The following is a 21,074-nucleotide window of genomic DNA, read 5'->3' as shown; positions in this document are numbered from 1 at the left end:
ACACGAAACATTCACGTCGATTAAATAAGGCGCTAGTGTACCTAAATCTTGATTTAATGTTCATAAGAAAACCCTCCAATGAACAATCAAAGAAGGGTTAACAATGCCGTTAATAGACATCACTTAATCTGAAGGCTGAGTATAGAAAAATCAGTGCCCTACCCACATATCCATAAATTCATTCACAGGCATAGCTTCTAGCACTTGCTGATCTTTACATGCAGCTAAAATACGTTTCACTTGGTGTGGTACAAATCGAGTCTTGAGGTTACGTTCAAACTTAATTTCAAGAACTGGGATCCCTTCTTCGCGACGGCGGCGATGACCAATGGGATATTGCACTTCAATCTTATCAGTGGAACTTCCATCCTTAAAAAACACTTGTAGCGCATTAGCTATGGAGCGTTTTTCAGGATCAAGATAGTCCTTGGTGTATTGCGTATTCTCTTGAATCACCATTTTATTACGTAAAGCATCAATTCGAACATCGGCTTGATGAAAACTATCTTCATAATGTTCCGCGATTAAATCACCGTAAATCAATGGCACTGCGATCATATATTGTAGGCAATGATCTCGATCCGCTGGATTGGCTAAATCCCCTGTTTTGGAAATAATACGCACCGCTGACTCATGAGTCGTCACCTCAATTCGTTCAACTTCATCCAAGCGATTTTTTATTTTTTGATGTAAAGACACGGCGCACTCAACCGCAGTCTGAGCATGAAATTCTGCAGGAAAAGACAGCTTAAATAAAATGTTATCCATAACGTAGCTGTCAAAACCTTGGCTTATTTTAAAAGCTTCGCCTTTGAACAACACATCATTAAAACCCCATGTTGGCGCAGATAATACTGATGGTAATCCCATTTCGCCTTTCATGGTGATCATCGCTAAGCGCACTGCACGCGAAGTAGCATCTCCTGCAGCCCATGATTTACGAGAACCCGCATTTGGCGCGTGACGATAAGTACGCAACGCGCAGCCGTCCACCCAAGCTTGTGATACCGCATCCACAATTTGATCGCGATTGCCACCGAGCATTTTAGTTACCACCGCCGTTGAAGCAACACGCACTAATAACACATGATCAAGCCCCACTCGGTTATAACTATTTTCCAACGCCAATACACCTTGGATTTCATGGGCTTTAATCATCGCCACCAGCACATCTTTCATGCTTAATGCAGTTTTATCTTGAGAGATTGCCACTCGGCTTAAATAATCGGCGGTGGATAAAATGCCGCCTAAATTATCAGAAGGATGCCCCCATTCAGCCGCAAGCCAAGTATCATTAAAATCCAACCATCGGATCATACAGCCAATATTAAAAGCGCCCGCAACCGGATCAAGCTCATAAGCGGTACCAGGCACTTTTACGCCATGTCTCACTGTCGTACCTGGAACAATTGGCCCTAAATGTTTGGTGCATTCGGGAAACTTTAATGCCAATAAACCGCAACCTAAAGTATCCATCAAACAGTTACGGGCGGTATTTAAAGTTTCCTTTGAAATTTCCTTATTATCAGTCACGTAGTCAGCAATTTGGACGAGCAACGCATCCGGTTGTGGACGATGATTCGCTTCTGCTTGGTTAGTTTTTGTATGATTAATGATGCTTAACGACGACATGTAGGATTCCTTTCAACTTCGATGTGAATTAAAACTGAGAGTGTTGTAAATCGACTATTTTCTTTGCTCAATCGGCAGCCAATCTTGGCGCTCTGGGCCAACATAATCTGCACTTGGTCGAATAATGCGATTATTCGCACGTTGTTCAAATACATGCGCAGCCCAACCAGTCAAGCGACTCATCACAAAAATGGGCGTGAATAATTTGGTGGGAATATTCAAAAAGTGATAGGCCGATGCATGAAAGAAATCGGCATTACAAAACAGATTTTTCTCACGTTTCATCACCGCTTCTACTCGTTCCGAGATCGCATATAAATGCTTATCACCAACCGATTCAGATAGCACTTTAGACCAATGCTTGATTAGGGCATTACGCGGGTCGCAGTCACGATAAATCGCATGACCAAACCCCATGATCTTGTCTTTGTTTGCAAGCTTTACCATCAATTCGGTCTCGGCTTGTTGTGGCGATGTCCACGATCCAATCATATCCATTGCTGCTTCATTTGCCCCACCATGCAGCTTCCCTCGCAATGTACCAATGGCGCCGGTAATACAAGAATGGATATCTGACAGCGTTGAAGCACACACACGCGCGGTGAAGGTCGAGGCATTAAATTCATGCTCAGCATATAAAATTAAAGAGCAGTGCATAGCTTGACGCTGTAGATCTGTACTTGGTTTATCGGTAAGCATTTTTAAGAAATCACCACCAATACTGCCTTCAGTTTGATCAAAAGTGTCGATGCGAATTCCGTCATGGCTGAATCGATACCAGTAACAGATGATGGCTGGAAATAATGCCAACATACGCTCAGTCGATTTTAGCTGCTGCGAGAAATCATCTTCTGTTTCCAGATTACCTAATATTGAACAACCAGTACGCATCACATCCATTGGATGAGCATCCGCAGGAATTAACTCTAAAGCGGCGATTAACTCATCAGGCAACCCTCGTAATGCTTTCAGTTGTTGGGTATAACTTTCTAGTTCTAAAAGATTAGGAAGGTGACCTCGTAACAATAAATGTGCTACTTCTTCAAATTGAGCATGATGAGCCAGATCCGTAATATCATATCCGCGATAGGTTAAACCGGTGCCCGATTTGCCAACAGTGCATAACGCCGTTTGTCCCGCGCTTTGCCCACGCAATCCTGCGCCAGATAAGGTTTTATTTGAGGTAAATGTTGCACTTTTAATGGGATCAACAGCCGCAAAGGACTCATGTAGGTTTGCAGGTTTATTAATAGACATAACATTCCCTTTTACATTATTGATGTTGGATTAAATGCTGTAGCAGCAACATAACGAATGAGGATCAATGCCTTCTATTTGTTGTTATCTTGCTTGTCGTTATCTTCCTTGTCTTTATCTAGAGCCGGTTTATCTATGGCTTATCTTTATTTGTGGCCTGTGTGGATTGTTTGCTTCGCTTTATTTTTTGTTAATTAGTCATCACCTATTTTACTTAACTTCTTAGCATTAAGACTTAAATAGTTGATCAAGCTTATCTTCGTAATGGTGATAATTAAGATAATCATAAAGCTCATTACGCGTTTGCATCTGCTCAAGCACCGCTTTTTGATCGCCGTTTGCCAATATCGAAGCATATATACTTTCGGCGGCTTTATTCATGGCTCGAAAGGCACTGAGTGGATACAACACCATATTCACACCATGTTGATATAGCTCTTTTTGGTTAAACAAAGGGGTTTGCCCAAATTCCGTAATATTTGCCAAAATAGGTACTTTCACTGCGATTGAAAATTGTTGGTATTGTTCAAGTGTTAGTATCGCCTCTGGGAAAATCATGTCCGCGCCTGCTTCTACACATGCCACTGCACGTTCAATTGCAGCCTCCATACCTTCTACCGCGAGTGCATCGGTTCGTGCCATCACCACAAATTGAGGATCCACTCGCGCATCAACGGCTGATTTTATTCGATCCACCATCTCTTGTTGCGACACAATCGCTTTATTAGGACGGTGGCCACAACGCTTTTGCACGACTTGATCTTCAATATGTACGGCGGCGACTCCTGCTTTTTCCATCGATTTAATGGTTCTCGCAATGGAAAACGTTCCTCCAAACCCAGTATCGATATCCACTAACAAGGGTAAATCACAAGCATTGGTAATACGGTCAGCATCAATTAACACATCATTTAACGTCGTCACGCCTAAATCGGGTAAGCCATAAGAAGCATTGGCGACTCCCGCACCGGAAAGATAAAGGGCTTGGTGTCCTGCTTGTTCAGCCATCATCGCGCTATAAGCATTAATCGCCCCAACAATTGGCAATGGTTTAGCTTGTTGAACGGTAGCTCTAAATTTTGCTCCTTGGCTCATGACATATCCTTATCGTTCTATGACTACGTTTAGTCTTTCATAAATATCAGTTAATTGAGTTGAGATTCAATGATTTTACGGCTGGCGGCAATATGTCGGCGCATCAATATTTCGGCCAATTCTTCATCTTGATTTTTTAGTGCTTGTAGAATGAAATAGTGCTCATCTAATGCTCGTTTTGGGCGTGCATTGTAATTGGCCGATTGCAAACGATACATGCGAATCAGGTGGTACAATTCACCGCATAACATATGAATGAGTTGCTGATTTCCACTGGCAATAATGATTTGATAATGAAAGTCGAAGTCACCGTTTTGATGAAAATAGGTCGCGCCATCAACCTGTTCAATATGCTCGGCATGCGTGTCTAACACTTGTTTTAGCATTTGCCACTTTTCATCTGTCATATACCGAGCTGCCAAGCGAGCCGCCATGCCTTCTAATGCTTCACGAACTTCATATAATTCAATCAGTTTTTCTGGCGTGAGCTGCACTACCTTTGATCCAATATGAGCAATCCGTTCAATCAATCCCAATGCTTCAACTCGCATAATAGCTTCACGCAATGGCCCTCGACTCACTTGTAATCGACGTGCCAGTTCTGGTTCTGAAATTTTACTGCCTTGTGCCATTGTGCCATCGACAATATGTTCAATCAGGTATTCAGTTAAGCTGATAGATTTCGTGCCTTCTTTTTCAATCAACTCACTTTTAATTGGTAAGTTACTCACGACCACATTCATCAATTCTTCTCTGCTTAGATTTTTTAAACCGTTCGATTCCATTAGCTATCAAGAATTAACTGTCTACAATTTACTTGATACATACCTTTATAGGCGATAAAAACACCACCAACAAGTATGAATTGTCGACAGATAGAAGTTGATCACGAATTTTATGCATAAAAAAACACCAGTCAAAAGACTAGTGTTTTTTATGATGAAAAGGAATTATAGAAAGATAACTAAGATTTAGCGCTCTCTTTTGGATCTGGTTTAATGCCCAGCTTTTTAATTAACGCTTGTACTTCATTCAGCTCTTTCTGCTTGTTACTCAAACTATTATTAAGCTTTTTAGTTTGGTCTATTGCTAGCTTTTCATTATCACAAGAGTCCGATTTAGGATCCCAACTCGTCCCTTCTTTAAATAGTTTGCATTGCTCAGTAAAATTTTTAGTTTGGACAACCAATTTATCGCGAGTGGCCGACATTTTAGCTATATCTTTTTGTAAAGCTTCTTGCTTTGAAAACAATTCATGGGATTGCTGATATAAACCGGATTGTAATTCCGTCGTTTTAGCGAGTTCTTTATTTTCTGTTTTTAACGTTACTGACTTCTTCTTTTGCACGGCCAGTGTATTTTCGACACTTTTCTGAGTTTGCTTTAACTTTTCAATTTCAGCCGTTAGATCTTGTATTTTTTGCTTATCACTTTTACTCGCTAACTTAAAAGCTTCAAACGCTTGAATTTCTTTGGATAGCGATGTTTGTAATTCTTCTGTTTTATCTTGTTGTTGCGAATTTTTTTGTTGTAACTCTTCATGAGTTGGAGCGACGGTATTATAAGTCACACCGCCACCGACTACTGCTCCCAACAAAACAGCCAAACTGATATGTTTTATATTGATCATTGGCACTCTTTCGCATCCTATTTTATTTTGAATTTACCTAAATAGTTCACTGACCACCATAACCGAAATATACACACCAAAGCACGCTAACAGACTATAAATAATCCAGTGTTGAACTTTCGCGTTGGCTCGATAACGGATCAGTAAATACGCAAGAGCAGCAAAAACAGCGATAAAAATCAATCTAATCATGCTCTCTCCTCTTACTCAATTAATACCACGTACTTATATAACATCTTGAAAGTACAATTACTTTAGAACAACGCAAGTTTTACATACTCTTTTCAATTAATCGTTTTCAATTAAACTTCAAACGCTCATTAAAATGACATCATTCACAATCTTCAGCAAACGTTATTTAATCACTATCTAAAGCTAACTTTAGACCAAGAGACACTAAAACGACACCAGTGATACCTTCCATCCATTTCATAGCAGAGGAATTTTGCACCCAATTTTTAGCCGAATGCACCATGGTCGCCATGCCGCATTGCCATACCATTGCAATGACAAAATGTATCGAAGCCATTAATAAAGATTGTAGTAATGGAGAATACGCTGGGTTAATAAATTGCGGTAAGAATGCCAGATAGAAAACTGCCGTCTTAGGATTCAACACATTCGAAAGTAGTCCTTCACGAAACGAACGCTTGATACTCGCGGTCTGCTTAACCGATACATTGCCAATATCTAGGTGACCTTCACCTTTCCAGACAGCAATTAAACTGGTCACGCCTAAATAAACCAAGTACGCCGCGCCAATCCATTTCATCACATGAAACAGTTCCGCCGATTGTAGTAAAATAGCTGAAATACCAATTGCCGATAACGTTGCATGCACAAATAATCCGCAACAAATACCTAAACTAGTAATACACCCATGCATGCTGCCATTGCGCGTAGTATTACGAATTACTAAAGCAGTATCCAGTCCCGGAGTTAACGTTAATATGATAATAGCGACTAAAAAAGCACCGGCATTCAAGATGTATAAATCCATGTAATTTAAGCGTCCTATCGATTATCTAGTGGTGTTTAAAAAATACGTTTGATGAATTTATTTATATCAGTCGGCTCACTAGAATGAAATCTTTTTTAATCAATCTGCGATAACATTTTCATTTAACGGATTTTAACATTTTTATAAAAAAACTGACCCTTCTCACACCTCCATATTTCCTTACTTAAGATAACGCTATAAGATAAATGAATCAGTTTTACCCAACAGAAATAGGGATGTCATGAGCTATTATCAAAAACTAGTCAGCCACACACACAAGATTGCCAACTTTAATCACCTTGCTGCGATTTCTGGTTGGGATCAGGCGGCTGTTATGCCAAGTGGGGGTAATGAAGCCCGCTCCAATGCAATGGCAGAATTATCAGTCTTATTACACCAACTCAATACCGAACCTCAGCTTTCCGATTGGTTTAATAATGCTGAACAAGAAACATTAAACGCTACCGAACAAGCCAGTTTGCGAGAAATGAAGCAACGTTGGCAGCAAGCTAATGTCCTACCGCAAGATTTGGTTCAAGCAAAATCGCTTGCCGGATCTAAATGTGAACATGCATGGCGTACTCAGCGTAAAAATAATGATTGGCAAAGTTATGCCAAAAATTGGCAGGAAGTCGTTAATCTTTCTCAACAAGAAGCTCAGATCCGCGCAGAAGCCCTCAATATCGCAGGCACAAGTTGTACGCCTTACGATGCCATGCTTTCTTTATATGAACCCGGCACCACAACGCAATCATTAGATGTCGTGTTTAATAACGTAAAAACATGGCTACCTAATTTGATTGATACGGTTATCGATCAACAAAAACAACAAAGCTTTATTCAACCACAAGGTTCTTTTTCAACCGCGCAACAAAAAGAGCTCGGTTTGAAAACCATGCAGCTTTTACAATTCGATTTTAATCACGGCCGATTAGATGAAAGTGTGCATCCGTTTTGTGGTGGTGTGCCAACCGATGTTCGCATCACTACCCGATACGATGAAGCTGATCTGATGCAAGCATTAATGGGTGTTGTACATGAAACAGGTCATGCTCGTTATGAACAAGGTTTACCGAAGACACTTGCAGGGTTACCTGTTGGTGAAGCGAGATCAATGGGGATCCATGAATCTCAGTCATTGTTTTTTGAAATGCAATTAGGCCGTAGTCCTGAATTTATTCAGCATCTATCAACCATGGCTTCTCAAACCTTTAAAGCTCAAAATGATGCAGCATTTAGCCCTGCTAATTTCCAAAAACTTTATACGAGAGTAGAAAAAGGCTTCATTCGTGTCGATGCTGATGAGCTCACCTATCCTGCACATGTGATCTTACGTTATGAAATTGAAAGAGATTTAATCAACCGAAAAATTCAATATCAAGATATTCCTGAATTATGGGATCAAAAAATGCAGAACTATCTTGGTATCAGTACCAAAGATAATTATCAAAATGGATGTATGCAGGATATCCATTGGACAGATGGCGCATTTGGGTATTTCCCAAGTTACACACTGGGCGCAATGTACGCAGCGCAATTTATGGCAAGCATGAAGAAAACCGTTGATGTAAGTGGTGCAACCCAATCAAATAATCTAACACCGATTTTTAATTGGCTTGAAGCAAATATCTGGAGTAAAGGCAGCTTGTACGCTACCGATGATTTAGTCACTCAAGCGACTGGTGAAGTGCTCAATGCCGAGTATTTTAAACAACACTTAGAGAGCCGTTACTTACGTTAAGCCATTAATACCTATCTGAGCAGTTAGCAGTTAGCAGTTAGCAGTTAGCAGTTAAATAATATGCTGGTGATGCATATAAAGTGCATCACCAGAACATACTAATTGTTATGCAATCTTACCGAACTGCCTTTCCGCCGCGTATTCAAAGCAGGTTGATAGCAAAGCGTGGTCAGTGGTTGGGAACCGTTTTACGATCTCTTTCCCTAATACATCAACTGTCACTGTCAATGGGAATTTGTCTTCATAAGTCACATAAGGCTCGTAACGCTTTAAGACTTTACTCATACCCTTTTGGATAATATTAATAAAGTTATCTTGATGACGCGTTAATGCTAAAAGCTCTTGTTTTGAGTCTACAAAACCGACCCCACGAATCCCCAACATTTCTAATCCATGTTTCATTACATCCGAAACTAGAGGAGGTTCAGGATTAACCACATGAAAAGTTTTGCCAGAACAACCCGCATTCACAAGATCAATCAGTGTATCGACTAACCAGTCAGCAGGGACCAAGTTTAAGGTAGACGTAGATGAGCATATAAGATGCACAGGCAAATCAATTTGGTCTGCAACGTTGTATTTTTTACGGAATACGTTCGCGATTTCATGTAAACCAGAAAGGAAACCATAATAACCGTCAAAGCCATTAGTTATGCCTGACTTGGACTCACCAATCACAATACCAATGCGATAGATAGAATGCGGTAATCCAGATTCAATCACTAATTTTTCAGCTGCAAACTTAGACTCTTCATAAGGGTTACGATGATTTTGAGTCGCGTAAGCAGTCGATACATAATGAAATTCATCGGCTTCAATCTGTTTTCCCAAAGAAAGGATATGGTCAGTACCTTGGTAGTTGGCTTCCCAGATTCGTTGTTTTAGTTCATGGTCAAACTTAACCAAACCCGCGAGATGCAAAACTTTCGTGATATTAGCCGCTTTTAAATGAGTAATTTGTTCTGAAGTTAAACCACAATTTGGTAGCGTAATATCACCGTCGAATAGACATTCATTGGGAATATCAATATCCGTTCGTGTATGAGCATTACGCACAATACAGAATACTTTTTGGTGTGCTTTTACTAATGCTTGGTAAAGTGGATGTCCGACTGCTCCGGTAACACCCGTCAATAATATCGCCATTTTATTCTCTTTAATTTTATGTCTATTTACCAACAAGTCAGGCTCTAAATAATCTCGACGTTGTTATCGAAGTTTTATACTTATAGTGACACTTTATATTTACCGTGAAACGAGCCCACTCGGTATTCGCAAACAGTACACTCAAAAAACGTAGAATCTAAATTAAAAATGACTAATATTTTAAGCAAATGTTAATACTATTTTTAAACATACTGCACATCTCTATTTTTTAGCTGATGAACTAATCAGATAATTAATAGCATAATTAGTGACTAATCCATTAATTTTCGTTCATTTAGGCATTCATAAGAACCCATTTCAAACTCACGACAAATCCACGGTCTATTCTCATAAATCGTACACATGAAATTATCTCGGTCCATGGCTGAGCACCAACCATCTTCTAGGCGAAGCATAGTTTCACCGCCCCACTTATCAAACGCAATATGCTCTTCGGGAACACCCGTATCAGTAATGATCATAACTTCCAACCGACAGCAACAAGCTTGGCAATTCGAACAAGCGACTTCTTCAACTGGCACATTTTTAATTTCTATCGTCATTTATTACTTCAATTTAGAATGTGAATGGTTGCCATAGTACGCTAAAAAAACAGCCCGTATTCATTTTTAGAATACGGACTGCTAATGCTCATGAATCTATATATTAAAATATTAACTAAATGAACGCTTTAAGATTTAACCTTATTGACATTACTTTGCGCTGGAGGACTTTCAACTTCAGTTTCATCAATTTTTCCTTGCGCTTTCATTTCTTCATACCATAAATCATGGTGCTCTTTCGCCCACGTTTCATCAACTTCACCATGAACCATGCCTTCAAGTGCCCCTTCCATACCGAATAAACCGATATAAATGTGGAAAATAAAGCCACAGATCAAGATCAGAGCTGAAATCATATGCGCTAGGTTAGAGATATCCATATCACGACGACCTTGGCCGAAGATAGGAAAATCCAACACAAAGCCACTGATCGCCGCAATAAAGCCACAAAGAATCAGCATCCAGAAGATCATTTTTTCACCAGCATTTGAAAACTCAGCGGAAGGATGGCTGCCTTTATGCGGACCAACCATTCCACCTAATTTCAAACACCACTGAAGATCAACCTTCTTAAAGGTACTTTTCCGCCACCACTTAATCAGCACCGCAGCTAATAGAATGAAGAAAATAGGACCAATATAATTGTGGAACTGTTTGACCGCGTAAATAATCGCGCCCCAAGCATCGGTTGAAATAATTGGCTTAAGGAAATGTTTCCCCCAAACCAAGGTCATTCCGGTAAATGCAAGGCTTAAAAACGTTGTTGCCATTGACCAATGCAACGCGCGATCAAGTCGAGTCCAACGTTTTATCTTACGACCAGTTCGCGGTGCACTTAGATTTAAGGGACCAATAACAAAGTACGCAAGCGTTACCATTGCCAAGCTACCTAAAACCGCAATTGCCCCTAACGGTGACATCCATTTTTCTTTCAAAATATACCAAGTTTCACTCGGGTGACTTATTAAAACATCATGCTCCATCGACTGAGAGGTGGTGTATCCTTTTTGTCCATCTTGGACCTTTTTATAAAACTCATCCCCCGCTAAACGGGTCATTTCTTTTTCAGCTGTAGTTGAAGGCATAACGCCTGTTTGCTTATTGCTATCATCGTTTGCCATGCTCGAAAAGCTCAAGCAAAGCATCATTACTGTAAAAGTAGAGATAACCAGCGTTTTGAATGATTTCACTAACATTGTGCTTCTCCTTTTTTTTACAGATGAGATGATTGAGATTGCGTCGCATCATGGGCTAATGACGAATTGTACGTCACACCTGTCACATTGCTACGATCATCAACGTCACCACGATCATGAGCACGCTTCGCCATAATCTCAGCGATTTGTTCCGCAGGTCCGGCCATAAGTGCTTTGGTTGAACATAGTGAAGCACACATTGGTAGCTTGCCTTCAGCAATACGATTCGCACCATATTTTTTACGCTCTTCTTCAGAACCCGCTTCCGTTTCAGGCCCACCAGCACAGAAGGTGCATTTATCCATTTTCCCACGCTCAGCAAACGCGCTCTGTTGAATAAATTGTGGCGCGCCAAATGGGCAGGCAAACAAGCAATAACCGCAACCTATACATAAGTCTTTATTGTGCAATACAATATTGTCTTCTGTACGGTGGAAGCAATCTGCCGGACACACTGCCATACAAGGCGCATCGTCACAGTGCATACACGCAACAGAAATCGATGCCTCACCGACTTCCCCATCATTAATGGTGACCACACGACGGCGTTGAATACCCCATTCAAGGGCATCATCATTTTCATTTTTACACGCAGTGACACAACCGTTACATTCGATACAACGTTTGGAGTCACATAAAAATTTCATTTTCGATTTTTTATTTGTGCTAGACATAGTCACACTCCTCACGCTTTCGCTGTATTAGATGCTTTGCTGATCTTACACAGCGTTACTTTCGTTTCTTGCATTTGAGTCACAGGATCATAGCCATACGTGGTGGCCGTGTTCGCTGATTCTCCAAGTACAAATGGCGCGGCTCCTTCAGGGTATTTATCGTGTAGATCTTTACCTTCGAACTTGCCACCAAAGTGGAAAGGAATAAAGGCTAACCCTGGTTGAACACGGTTAGTGACCATCGCTTTTACAAGAATACGACCTTGTTCCGCACCTTCGACCCAAACATCATCTCCATCTTTGATGGCATTTTTATCGGCTTCTTGTGGGTTAATTTCAACAAACATTTCTTGTTGTAGCTCTGCCAGCCAAGGGTTAGAACGAGACTCTTCACCACCACCTTCATATTCCACCAATCGTCCAGAGGTTAAGATAATTGGGTACTCTTTCGAGAAGTCTTGATCTTGAATCGTTTTATACAAAGTTGGTAGACGATAAATCGCTTCGCTGTCATTCCAAGTAGGATAATCCGCAACTAAATCACGACGTGGCGTGTAAAGGGGTTCACGATGCAAAGGCACACGGTCGGGGAACTGCCATACAATCGCTCGCGCTTTCCCATTACCAAATGGAATACAACCGTGATTAATCGCAACCCGTTGAATGCCACCAGATAGGTCAGTTTTCCAATTTTTACCTTCTGCCAATTTTTTCTCATCCGCAGTCAGGTCATCCCACCAACCAAGTTGTTTTAGCAGCTTATCGCTAAACTCTGGGAAACCATCTTCAATCTCACAGTCTTTAGAATAACTGCCATCAGCAAGAAGACTTTCACCTTCAAACTCAACACCAAAACGAGTTCGGAAGTTTCCGCCACCTTGTGCAACAGGTTTCGAGGTATCGTATAAAATATGCGTCCCCGGGTGTTTCATTTCTGGGGTACCCCAACATGGCCAAGGCAGGCCATAGGTTTCCCCTTCAATACCACCAGATTCTGCTTCTAAGTTTTCATGGCTGAATAAATGCCAGTTTTGTTGGTGGAATTTCAGACGCTCAGGACTTTGACCTGTGTAGCCAATCGTCCACATACCTTTATTATATTCACGAGTAATGTCTTCAATCACGGGTTGGTTATTTTTAATTTCGACATTTTTAAATAACTCATCAGCAAAGCCTAATTTTTTTGAAAGCAAATACATGATTTCATGATCAGGTTTTGATTCAAACAAAGGTTCGATAACTTGCTCACGCCATTGAACGGAACGGTTTGAAGCCGTGACTGAACCATACGTTTCAAACTGTGTTGTTGCCGGCAACAAATACACGCCATCGGTACGGTCACTCATAACCGCCGCCACGGTTGGGTATGGATCGACAATAACCATCATGTCTAATTGCTGCATCGCTCGTGGCATTTCTTTCCCACGAGTTTGGGAGTTAACCGCATGCCCCCAATAAAACATGGCGCGAATATTATCGTTTTGCTCTATTTTGCTTTTATCTTCCAAAACACCATCAACCCAACGAGAAACAGGGATCCCCATGTTATTCATAGGCAGTTTTCCGTTGTATTTTGTTTGATCAAAGCGCCCTTTTAGCCACTCGTAATCAATGCCCCATACACGAGACCAATGTTGCCACGCACCTTCAGCAAGACCGTAATATCCTGGTAGATCATGAGATAACACGCCAAAGTCCGTCGCGCCTTGTACATTATCGTGTCCCCGGAAAATGTTTGCACCACCACCCGATTTACCCAAGTTGCCAAGCGCAAGTTCAAAGACACAATAAGCACGAGTATTATTATTGCCTGTCGTGTGTTGTGTTCCACCCATACACCAAACAACGCAACCCGGTTTATGCTGAGAGAGTGTATACGCAGCATCGTAAACATCTTTTTCAGGAATACCCGTTACGCGCTCAACTTCAACTGGGGTCCATTGGGCGACTTCTTCACGAATTTCATCCATGCCAAATACACGTTGATGAATAAATTCTTTGTCTTCCCAGCCATTATTAAACACATGCCACAATAACCCCCACATAAGAGCCACGTCGGTGCCTGGACGTAGTGGAAGATATTGCTCGGCTTTTGCAACAGTACGACTACGACGAGGATCCGCAACGATAATTTTACACCCTCGCTCTTTCGCAATCAGAATATGCTGCATAGCAACAGGATGCGCTTCTGCAGGGTTAGAACCAATGAACAAAATTGACTTACAATTATGCATGTCATTAAAGGAGTTTGTCATCGCACCGTAACCCCAAGTGTTCGCAACACCAGCTACGGTTGTGGAGTGGCAAATACGCGCCTGATGGTCAACGTTATTGGTTCCCCACATGGATGCCATTTTACGGAAAGTGTAGGCTTGTTCATTACTGTGTTTAGCCGAACCGAGGAAATAAACTGAGTCGGGGCCAGATTCTTTACGGATTTGCAGTGCTTTATCGCCAATCTCATTGATCGCTTGATCCCATGAGAGTCGCTTCCATTTACCGCCTTCCAACTTCATTGGGTATTTTAATCGGCGTTCACCATGGCCATGCTCACGCAGAGCTGCACCTTTGGCGCAATGTCCACCCGCATTAAATGGATGATCAAACGCAGGCTCTTGGCCTGTCCATACCCCGTTTTGCACTTCAGCATAAACGCCACAGCCAACCGAGCAGTGTGAGCAAATAGTACGTTTAATTTCCGTCGGAGCTGAACGATCAACGTCTTGTGCTTGCGCTTTTTTCATAATGCCAGGGGCAAACATTGAAGCCCCAACCGCGGCACCACCAGCAGCGATACTAGTATTTTTCATGAAGGCACGGCGGCTCAAACCAAGTTGATTTTCGCTTTTTAATACGCTATCGGAGCGCTTAGTTAGTTTCATAATCGCTACTCCTATAGAGAATCGAAATAATCACGAATATGTTGCGTTTCGTGATAGCCTTTTTTCAATTTTGGTTGCTCATTATTCTGTGGCTTAGGATCTTCGGCAGCCATTGTGCTAGAAATACCAGCCGCAACAACGCCTCCCACAACAACCGCGGTTGTCATGCCTTTAAGCAACCCACGTCGACTTTCGTTAACGCTCTCTTTCGTTATAGGTTGTGATTTTTTCATTTATTGCTCCTTCTCAGCCATATTAATTTGGCCTTTCGGGAAATCATCACCTTGGCGGCTAGATTTCTTATTGCTCTTTTTTCTTATTGATTTTTTTTGCTTTTTCTTTGTTGCTGCTTTCTCTTCACATCTATATTTCTGCTTCTTCTTCCAAAACAAAAACATCAATGCAAAGAAACTTAAATGAGTACTTTTTAATTCTTAGTAAGAATATTTAATCTATTTGAATCTTTGGTATAACGCGTTTGTTCAATCAAACAAAACTGGCGTAAAACACGCGAGACACAATGGTAATACTGAGCAGACTTGGCTTGTTCAATCGAATTACAAAATGAAATAAACCATGGTTTAATATGGGCATTAAAAAAGGATTGTTGGTGCTCAAATACTTCACTTTGTAACATGCACATCACTTCTAACAAGGCAGCAATATTATCTTCCGGCTCACGAATATCTTCTTGCCTCTCAAATCCTAAACGCTTCAAATCTTGCCTGATCCTAACCAGCGGTTTCTCCATTAATGTTCCGGCAATGTGCCATGAGCTAAATGGCACAACTTCTCCGCAACCAATCCCAATGAATAAATCTTGATATTCCTCTTCAACATCTTCGATTTTAGCAATTTGAGAGGCCTGCTTTAAACCAACCCAGGCGTTAGACATTGCATGAATGTCACTTTCTTCAACCTCGAGTTCACTCAGCCAATTTAAAATGTCTTGATTAGGTGAGTTGCGTAATAAACACGCGAGCAAACCGTATATTTCAGCGGTCGTATTATCCTCTTGCTCTAGCATTTCCAGTGAAGTCGAACCGGTTTCAACTTGTCCATCATCATTATTTGAGTGATTGAGATTCTCTGATTGCATCATTAGATATCCAGTTGTTTTTCAGGGTTAATCGACAAGTCGGTAAATATGTCACGTACTCGGCAATCCTCGCACATGGCAATACGGCGTAATTTGTCTTCCGTTGCGAACTGAGAGTGACCCCGTAACTTATCTTGCAACATTTTAATCATCGATTGTGGTGCAAATGGTTTATTACAACTTAAGCAATGCGCCGCAGGTTCGTGATGCAAGGTCACATCCGCTTTACGAACTTGAGCATCCCAATTAAAACGAGGCTCAAGAGTCAGCACTTTCTCTGGGCAAGCCGCTTCACACAAACCACATTGCACACAATCTTCTTCGGTAAAGAGTAGCGCTGGGCTATCTCCTTTGGCATGTAATGCGCGAGTTGGACAAACTGAAACGCAACTCATGCACAAAGTACAATCCTTGGTATCACAATTAACGATACCGAAAGGTGCGCCTGTCGGAATGCTGGAAAGGCCGTCATGAACAAGCTCATTATCAAACTCGTGATGCTGTACTAATACATCCAAGGCAGCAAATAATCGGTCGCGTTTTTTACCGGACTGATGCGTGGATACCTTGATATTCAAAGGCGTTGAAATAAGAGTGGGAAGTTGCTGGCGAAGATCTTCGATATACAACACATGGATGCGTTCTTGTTCTAAACCAAGCTGGGCTAACAAAGCTTGTGCGATACCAACTTCTTGGTTTAATACCCTAATAATGGTTTCAGGCATATGATTACTGGCAGCAAACATTACCTGACAAGCACCATGTGTTAATGCCGTAAACCAAGTATCAATCCCCACACTTGGCAGCTCATCAAGCGTAATAGGAATAATGTTATCGGGCAGCATACCCAACATCATTACCGTGTATTTTTCATGGCGAGAGCTGCAAAACAAGATGATTGGAGTTTCGCCACCTTGGGCAAAGTATTTAGCGAGTACGCGCTCAATAAAAGTCTGTGTTTCAACCGGGTTCGGCAAAGCATAGCTGATAGCTTCCGTTGGGCAGGATGTGGCACACGTTCCCACGCCTTGGCATAGATAAGGGTTAATCTCAATTTTATGACCCGTCTGCGGTGTCCCTTGGCTACTTAATGCCCCCGCAGGACAAGCATCTACACATAATTGGCATCCTTTTACACCGCGAGAACTGTGTGCACAAATATCGGTATCAAGCCTGAAAAATTTAGGTTTATCAAACGTACCGATTAAATCGGGTATTACGTCTAAGGATTCTTCTAACGTCGGATAACCTCTCCCCGCTGGATAGTATCCTGGAACTGGGAGCTGTTCCGCCATGTTGCCGGTTTCGGTTAAATCTAAAATGACATCAAAGGCTTTTTCACCGGTTGAAACACTGGCAAGATTGGTGCTCGTACCATGTTTAATCGCGACAACATTAAAATTACCAAGATAGCCATGGATCTCGACTTTCTCAGCAAAGTAGATATGTGATGACGGAATACTCATATCTTTCGGTTGATCCACCGACAACGACAATACAGTGACACTGTTCATTGCTGAAAAATTAGAAAAAACTGAATCCACAACCGAAAGATCACCAATGATGAGTAAATTGCCACGCGACTCATAGCTCACCGTAGGAGGAATAAGATTATTCAACTCAACTGTCGTGGAAATCGCAGCATAGCGTGCTTGACCATTGATACTGTCTACTGATTTTAAAAATGACGTTAACATTGCTTTCTTCTTATAAATAAACTGACATAAAACATGAGTTCAAAGCGACCTCTATTATGACCTTAATCTTCCCATGGATATTAATTTTTTTTCTATAAAAATATCAATACAGTGAGAATGAAAGTGCCATTTATATAGAGATGATTATTATTCTTATTTGCAACCCACATAAGGGTTCACGGGCTGCTGTTATTTTATGAGTTTAGTCGCTAATCGGTAATTTGGTGGGTTTATTGTTAGAGTTATCTATTACGCTCTCATCAGTAACGGTAACGTCATCGTGACTATTTTTTTCTTGCTCATATTTTTCATCAGTTAAAGACGGCACATTAGCTTGATCTTCCATTTTTCCTGCACTTTCCATCCACTTTTCGGCATCCTGTTCAACACATAGATCGCCCTTTGCTTCATCACTCTCTAATAATTCATTTGTTGCTTGATCATTCAAAGGTTCATTCGAAAAATCATCCATTTCCAAAACATCATCAATACGTTGATGCCAGCGCCTTAATGTCGATGCGACATCTTGAGACAACGATTTAACCGCGCTGTAGTCCATGTTGTAGCTGTCTAAGGGATCAATATCAGAGAAATCACCACCAAGGAATAAATCACGCAACTGCTTTTTTTTATCGCCTTTGGCAAAGCCTTTTTCAAAAACATGCGCTAGCGTAGCGATTGATGAATCTACATTAGATGATTGGACGAGTACTTCTTCATTCAATTCTTGGTCAACAGGGAGTGCTTCTGTGAAAATAGTTTCAATATCACCCGGCTCATTCGTATCATCGACACATTCTTCATCGATACTAGCTTCTGAATTAGCTTCTGTGATCAATGCTAATTCGAGTTCAGATTCTATAGTCTCTGCTTTGCCCTGGTGTTGCTGATTCTTTTTGGTGAGCCAACGCTGAAAACGGTTACTTTCCATTTGAACGACCTGCGCCATAACGCTTTTTCTTTTTAACTTCGATTAATTCACCATGGCGACCAATAAAGGCTTCCATCCAAGCTTGAATAGGCAAAGGCATATCAATAGAAAGCACCAAATAATCGGTATCCATATAACAAGCAATGGTGGCTTGAGATGCCGTAAGATGTGAGATTTTAGGCGCCGAGTTGGTATCTAAAAATTCTAACGCTAAGAAAAGCTTTGGATTTCTTGAGCTAAGGTTAAAACGATAATCGCTTCGTTCATCTTTATGCAATTCAAGTAACTGAAAATAAGATGAAGGTTCGGCCTGAATCGCTTCTGATATTAAAGCGGTTGGTGTTGAAATTTTTGATGCTAAAGCTTCTGGGGTCGACATCTTTGGTGTTAAAGGCTCTGGCGCCAAATTAACACCATTCCATTGCCACGATTCTGTCTCCCAGCGTCCTACTTGTTTGATCTGTTTCTCTAGCTCACACAATAAAGGCCAGCAGTCTGGTGACTTGTCCATCATAAACTCCATCCTATTGTTTTGATGCGGAAGTATTTCTATATAGCGATATTGTTCTACGCTTACTAAGGTTAAATTGATCTAAGTCAAAAAACTCACTTATAGTATGGAAATCTACTATTTAGTGTTAGTAATATGCTGAACTAACTAGCTTATTATTGATTGTAGGCTTAATTTTTATCTTACCCACTTTGTTTTTCCTTTTCTCTTAGGAGTTTATGTGCCCAACTTTCCAAGTATTATTAAAACTGGCATCGCCCCAGTCCAAACAGAAGAAGTGGAAGTCTTTGATGAGTATGGTGAAAAACTAATTAAGGAAGTTGCCTGTGAACGACCATTAACCGTGCTATTAAATTGGAAAGAAATTGTCACCTTAATGACACTCGGTTCTCGGCCTGAATCGCTGGTATTGGGCTACCTGAAAAACCAAGGTTTCTTACACGATCCTAAAGCGGTTGAATCTGTCATCATCGATTGGGAAACACAAAGCGCAGCAGTCGTCACCAGCGAAAACATCGATCATTTAGATAAAGCCCTATCCAAAAAAACCGTCACATCAGGTTGTGGGCAAGGCACGATGTACGGTAATGTCATGGCTGAACTTGAACATTATCAAGTCCCTCAAATTCAATTAAAACAATCCGATATTTACGCCACTCTAGAAGCATTAACTCACTTCAACGATACCTATAAAAAAGCAGGTGCTGTACATGGCTGCGCGATTTGCCGTGGAGATGAAATCTTATCCTTTGTCGAAGATGTTGGTCGCCATAATGCGGTTGATACATTGGCAGGTGAAATGTGGTTAAAGCAAGAATCAGGTGAAGACAAATTATTTTACACCACAGGCCGGTTAACTTCTGAAATGGTGATTAAAATTGCTCAAATGGGCATTCCGACTTTATTGTCTCGTTCTGGGGTCACACAAATGGGATTAGATCTTGCTAAACAATTTGGTATTACCACCATAGCCCGCGCAAAAGGTTTACGATTTCAAGTATTTTCGGGCGCAGAAAAGATGGACTTTGACGTAAAAGGTCAAAATAAGCCTGAGACAAAATAAAATTTGAATGGATGTTTATCGGCATCGATTCATTCATAACCGGCACATTTTATTGAGTCGGTATTATTGACACCACTAAGATGGAATTTTTATGAAAATGCGCTTTTGGGCCACGGCCTTACTTTGTCTTGCGGCTTTTACTTCGACAGCTCAAGCACAAGATGCAAAAACTATTCGTTTAGCGACCACAACCAGCACTGAAAACTCTGGCCTATTGAACTACTTATTACCCAAGTTTAAATCTGAAACTGATTATACTGTTGATGTTATTGCAGTGGGGACCGGCAAAGCATTAAAAATGGGTGAAAATGGTGATGTAGATTTAGTGATGACGCATGCACCTGGTGCAGAAGCAGAATTCCTTAATAAAGGATTTGGCATCGAACCACATCATTTAATGTATAACGACTTTGTGATTGTTGGCCCTAAATCCGACCCCGCCAAAATCAAAGGTAAAACATCAGCGCAAGATGCCTTAAAAACCATTGCGGCAAAAAATGCAAAATTCATTTCTCGTGGCGATGACTCTGGCACAGATAAAAAAGAAAAAGGGATTTGGAAACAGCTAAACATCGATCCAGCCTCTTTTTCTGAATTTAAATCTGTCGGTCAAGGTATGGGCCCAACGCTAAACATGGCTTCTGAATTGCAAGCTTACACCTTATCCGATCGTGGTACTTGGATTGCTTACCAAGCAAAACTTGACTTAGAAATTGTGGTTGAAGGTGACAAGGTATTATTCAATCCATATCAAGTAATTTTAATCAATCCAGATCGCTACAGTGACTTAAATACCAAAGGTGCTCGTGACTTTAGCCAATGGCTAATATCCAAACATGGTCAAGAGCTAATTAATAGTTACAAGCTTCAGGGTAAGCAATTATTTACCGCAAGTTACGACGGTAAATAAAGGGTCGAATTTGACCACTATTGATATACGTTATTGATTTAAATAAT

Annotated in this window: 20 protein-coding genes and 1 pseudogene; 3 read left to right on the top strand and 18 right to left on the bottom strand. The window is 41.0% G+C overall.

The features are described from left to right. Positions 1-150: 150 nt before the first annotated feature. From FH976_RS02640 to FH976_RS02610, 7 genes are all read right to left on the bottom strand, one after another. The gene (locus FH976_RS02640; RefSeq protein ID WP_194089363.1) at positions 151-1,632 is read right to left on the bottom strand and encodes a bifunctional 2-methylcitrate dehydratase/aconitate hydratase; all 1,482 of its coding nucleotides are present in this window, start codon (positions 1,630-1,632) and stop codon (positions 151-153) included. A gap of 54 nt (positions 1,633-1,686) precedes the next feature. Then, positions 1,687-2,889: a bifunctional 2-methylcitrate synthase/citrate synthase gene (prpC, locus tag FH976_RS02635; protein WP_194089362.1), complete on the bottom strand. Its 1,203-nt coding sequence runs from the start codon at positions 2,887-2,889 to the stop codon at positions 1,687-1,689. Between the two features lie 228 nt (positions 2,890-3,117). Beyond that, positions 3,118-3,984 carry a methylisocitrate lyase gene (gene prpB, locus FH976_RS02630; RefSeq protein ID WP_194089361.1) on the bottom strand — a complete coding sequence of 289 codons (867 nt, stop codon included), beginning with the start codon at positions 3,982-3,984 and terminating at the stop codon, positions 3,118-3,120. Positions 3,985-4,034: 50 nt separating this feature from the next. Then, on the bottom strand, positions 4,035-4,727 hold the full coding sequence (locus FH976_RS02625; protein WP_194089360.1) for a GntR family transcriptional regulator: 693 nt from the start codon (positions 4,725-4,727) through the stop codon (positions 4,035-4,037). A gap of 221 nt (positions 4,728-4,948) precedes the next feature. Beyond that, complete coding sequence (locus FH976_RS02620; RefSeq protein WP_194089359.1) at positions 4,949-5,614, bottom strand: hypothetical protein; 666 nt, start codon at positions 5,612-5,614, stop codon at positions 4,949-4,951. A 33-nt stretch (positions 5,615-5,647) separates the two neighbouring features. Next, positions 5,648-5,806, bottom strand: a complete 159-nt coding sequence (locus FH976_RS02615) for a hypothetical protein (RefSeq protein WP_194089358.1) — start codon at positions 5,804-5,806, stop codon at positions 5,648-5,650. Between the two features lie 166 nt (positions 5,807-5,972). Further along, positions 5,973-6,614 carry a LysE family translocator gene (locus FH976_RS02610; protein WP_194089357.1) on the bottom strand — a complete coding sequence of 214 codons (642 nt, stop codon included), beginning with the start codon at positions 6,612-6,614 and terminating at the stop codon, positions 5,973-5,975. Between the two features lie 241 nt (positions 6,615-6,855). Between FH976_RS02610 and FH976_RS02605 the strand changes: the two genes are divergently transcribed. Continuing rightward, the gene (locus FH976_RS02605) at positions 6,856-8,355 is read left to right on the top strand and encodes a carboxypeptidase M32 (RefSeq protein WP_194089356.1); all 1,500 of its coding nucleotides are present in this window, start codon (positions 6,856-6,858) and stop codon (positions 8,353-8,355) included. Positions 8,356-8,460: 105 nt separating this feature from the next. Here FH976_RS02605 and FH976_RS02600 read toward each other — a convergent pair whose 3' ends face one another. From FH976_RS02600 to FH976_RS02555, 11 genes and pseudogenes are all read right to left on the bottom strand, one after another. Further along, positions 8,461-9,501, bottom strand: a complete 1,041-nt coding sequence (locus FH976_RS02600) for an SDR family oxidoreductase (RefSeq protein WP_194089355.1) — start codon at positions 9,499-9,501, stop codon at positions 8,461-8,463. A 272-nt stretch (positions 9,502-9,773) separates the two neighbouring features. Continuing rightward, positions 9,774-10,064 carry a YkgJ family cysteine cluster protein gene (locus FH976_RS02595; protein ID WP_194089354.1) on the bottom strand — a complete coding sequence of 97 codons (291 nt, stop codon included), beginning with the start codon at positions 10,062-10,064 and terminating at the stop codon, positions 9,774-9,776. Between the two features lie 128 nt (positions 10,065-10,192). Further along, a pseudogene (locus FH976_RS02590) lies at positions 10,193-11,131 on the bottom strand (formate dehydrogenase subunit gamma); the annotation flags it as partial. Between the two features lie 146 nt (positions 11,132-11,277). Further along, the gene (gene fdh3B, locus FH976_RS02585) at positions 11,278-11,934 is read right to left on the bottom strand and encodes a formate dehydrogenase FDH3 subunit beta (RefSeq protein WP_228767319.1); all 657 of its coding nucleotides are present in this window, start codon (positions 11,932-11,934) and stop codon (positions 11,278-11,280) included. Between the two features lie 11 nt (positions 11,935-11,945). Next, entirely contained in the window at positions 11,946-14,816 is a 2,871-nt protein-coding gene (locus tag FH976_RS02580; RefSeq protein WP_194089352.1) for a formate dehydrogenase subunit alpha, read from the bottom strand. Positions 14,817-14,827: 11 nt separating this feature from the next. Next, positions 14,828-15,031 carry a transcriptional initiation protein Tat gene (locus FH976_RS02575; RefSeq protein WP_407701624.1) on the bottom strand — a complete coding sequence of 68 codons (204 nt, stop codon included), beginning with the start codon at positions 15,029-15,031 and terminating at the stop codon, positions 14,828-14,830. A gap of 18 nt (positions 15,032-15,049) precedes the next feature. Further along, positions 15,050-15,208: a hypothetical protein gene (locus tag FH976_RS15840; RefSeq protein WP_228767318.1), complete on the bottom strand. Its 159-nt coding sequence runs from the start codon at positions 15,206-15,208 to the stop codon at positions 15,050-15,052. Between the two features lie 35 nt (positions 15,209-15,243). Continuing rightward, positions 15,244-15,918 carry a TorD/DmsD family molecular chaperone gene (locus FH976_RS02570; RefSeq protein WP_407701623.1) on the bottom strand — a complete coding sequence of 225 codons (675 nt, stop codon included), beginning with the start codon at positions 15,916-15,918 and terminating at the stop codon, positions 15,244-15,246. After that, complete coding sequence (locus tag FH976_RS02565; RefSeq protein WP_194089350.1) at positions 15,918-17,612, bottom strand: 4Fe-4S dicluster domain-containing protein; 1,695 nt, start codon at positions 17,610-17,612, stop codon at positions 15,918-15,920. Before FH976_RS02565 ends, FH976_RS02570 begins: the two co-directional genes overlap by 1 nt. Before the next feature lie 202 nt (positions 17,613-17,814). Then, positions 17,815-18,561 carry a DUF3306 domain-containing protein gene (locus FH976_RS02560; RefSeq protein ID WP_194089349.1) on the bottom strand — a complete coding sequence of 249 codons (747 nt, stop codon included), beginning with the start codon at positions 18,559-18,561 and terminating at the stop codon, positions 17,815-17,817. Beyond that, a complete protein-coding gene (locus FH976_RS02555; RefSeq protein WP_407701622.1) occupies positions 18,533-19,066 on the bottom strand; it encodes a DUF3305 domain-containing protein in 534 nt (177 codons plus the stop codon). The genes FH976_RS02560 and FH976_RS02555 overlap by 29 nt, the downstream gene beginning before the upstream one ends. A gap of 208 nt (positions 19,067-19,274) precedes the next feature. Between FH976_RS02555 and FH976_RS02550 the strand changes: the two genes are divergently transcribed. Beyond that, a complete protein-coding gene (locus FH976_RS02550) occupies positions 19,275-20,117 on the top strand; it encodes a formate dehydrogenase accessory sulfurtransferase FdhD (protein ID WP_194089348.1) in 843 nt (280 codons plus the stop codon). Between the two features lie 91 nt (positions 20,118-20,208). Beyond that, positions 20,209-21,027, top strand: a complete 819-nt coding sequence (locus FH976_RS02545) for a substrate-binding domain-containing protein (protein ID WP_194089347.1) — start codon at positions 20,209-20,211, stop codon at positions 21,025-21,027. Positions 21,028-21,074 lie beyond the last annotated feature (47 nt).

Origin of the sequence: Vibrio hibernica, assembly GCF_015223435.1 — a bacterium.
In the GTDB taxonomy this organism is placed as follows: Bacteria; Pseudomonadota; Gammaproteobacteria; order Enterobacterales; family Vibrionaceae; genus Vibrio; species Vibrio hibernica.
This window is presented reverse-complemented; position numbering and strand designations above follow the sequence as displayed.

Excerpts from the sequence above, each read along its gene's own strand:
- FH976_RS02625 (WP_194089360.1), bottom strand. The coding sequence starts at position 4,727 with ATGAATGTGGTCGTGAGTAACTTACCAATTAAAAGTGAGTTGATTGAA.
- FH976_RS02560 (WP_194089349.1), bottom strand. The coding sequence starts at position 18,561 with ATGGCGCAGGTCGTTCAAATGGAAAGTAACCGTTTTCAGCGTTGGCTC.
- FH976_RS02580 (WP_194089352.1), bottom strand. The coding sequence starts at position 14,816 with ATGAAACTAACTAAGCGCTCCGATAGCGTATTAAAAAGCGAAAATCAA.
- prpC (WP_194089362.1), bottom strand. The coding sequence starts at position 2,889 with ATGTCTATTAATAAACCTGCAAACCTACATGAGTCCTTTGCGGCTGTT.
- FH976_RS02555 (WP_407701622.1), bottom strand. The coding sequence starts at position 19,066 with ATGGAGTTTATGATGGACAAGTCACCAGACTGCTGGCCTTTATTGTGT.
- FH976_RS02545 (WP_194089347.1), top strand. The coding sequence starts at position 20,209 with ATGAAAATGCGCTTTTGGGCCACGGCCTTACTTTGTCTTGCGGCTTTT.
- FH976_RS02565 (WP_194089350.1), bottom strand. The coding sequence starts at position 17,612 with ATGTTAACGTCATTTTTAAAATCAGTAGACAGTATCAATGGTCAAGCA.
- FH976_RS02600 (WP_194089355.1), bottom strand. The coding sequence starts at position 9,501 with ATGGCGATATTATTGACGGGTGTTACCGGAGCAGTCGGACATCCACTT.
- fdh3B (WP_228767319.1), bottom strand. The coding sequence starts at position 11,934 with ATGTCTAGCACAAATAAAAAATCGAAAATGAAATTTTTATGTGACTCC.
- FH976_RS02595 (WP_194089354.1), bottom strand. The coding sequence starts at position 10,064 with ATGACGATAGAAATTAAAAATGTGCCAGTTGAAGAAGTCGCTTGTTCG.
- prpB (WP_194089361.1), bottom strand. The coding sequence starts at position 3,984 with ATGAGCCAAGGAGCAAAATTTAGAGCTACCGTTCAACAAGCTAAACCA.
- FH976_RS02605 (WP_194089356.1), top strand. The coding sequence starts at position 6,856 with ATGAGCTATTATCAAAAACTAGTCAGCCACACACACAAGATTGCCAAC.
- FH976_RS02610 (WP_194089357.1), bottom strand. The coding sequence starts at position 6,614 with ATGGATTTATACATCTTGAATGCCGGTGCTTTTTTAGTCGCTATTATC.
- FH976_RS02620 (WP_194089359.1), bottom strand. The coding sequence starts at position 5,614 with ATGATCAATATAAAACATATCAGTTTGGCTGTTTTGTTGGGAGCAGTA.
- FH976_RS02615 (WP_194089358.1), bottom strand. The coding sequence starts at position 5,806 with ATGATTAGATTGATTTTTATCGCTGTTTTTGCTGCTCTTGCGTATTTA.
- FH976_RS02640 (WP_194089363.1), bottom strand. The coding sequence starts at position 1,632 with ATGTCGTCGTTAAGCATCATTAATCATACAAAAACTAACCAAGCAGAA.
- FH976_RS02570 (WP_407701623.1), bottom strand. The coding sequence starts at position 15,918 with ATGATGCAATCAGAGAATCTCAATCACTCAAATAATGATGATGGACAA.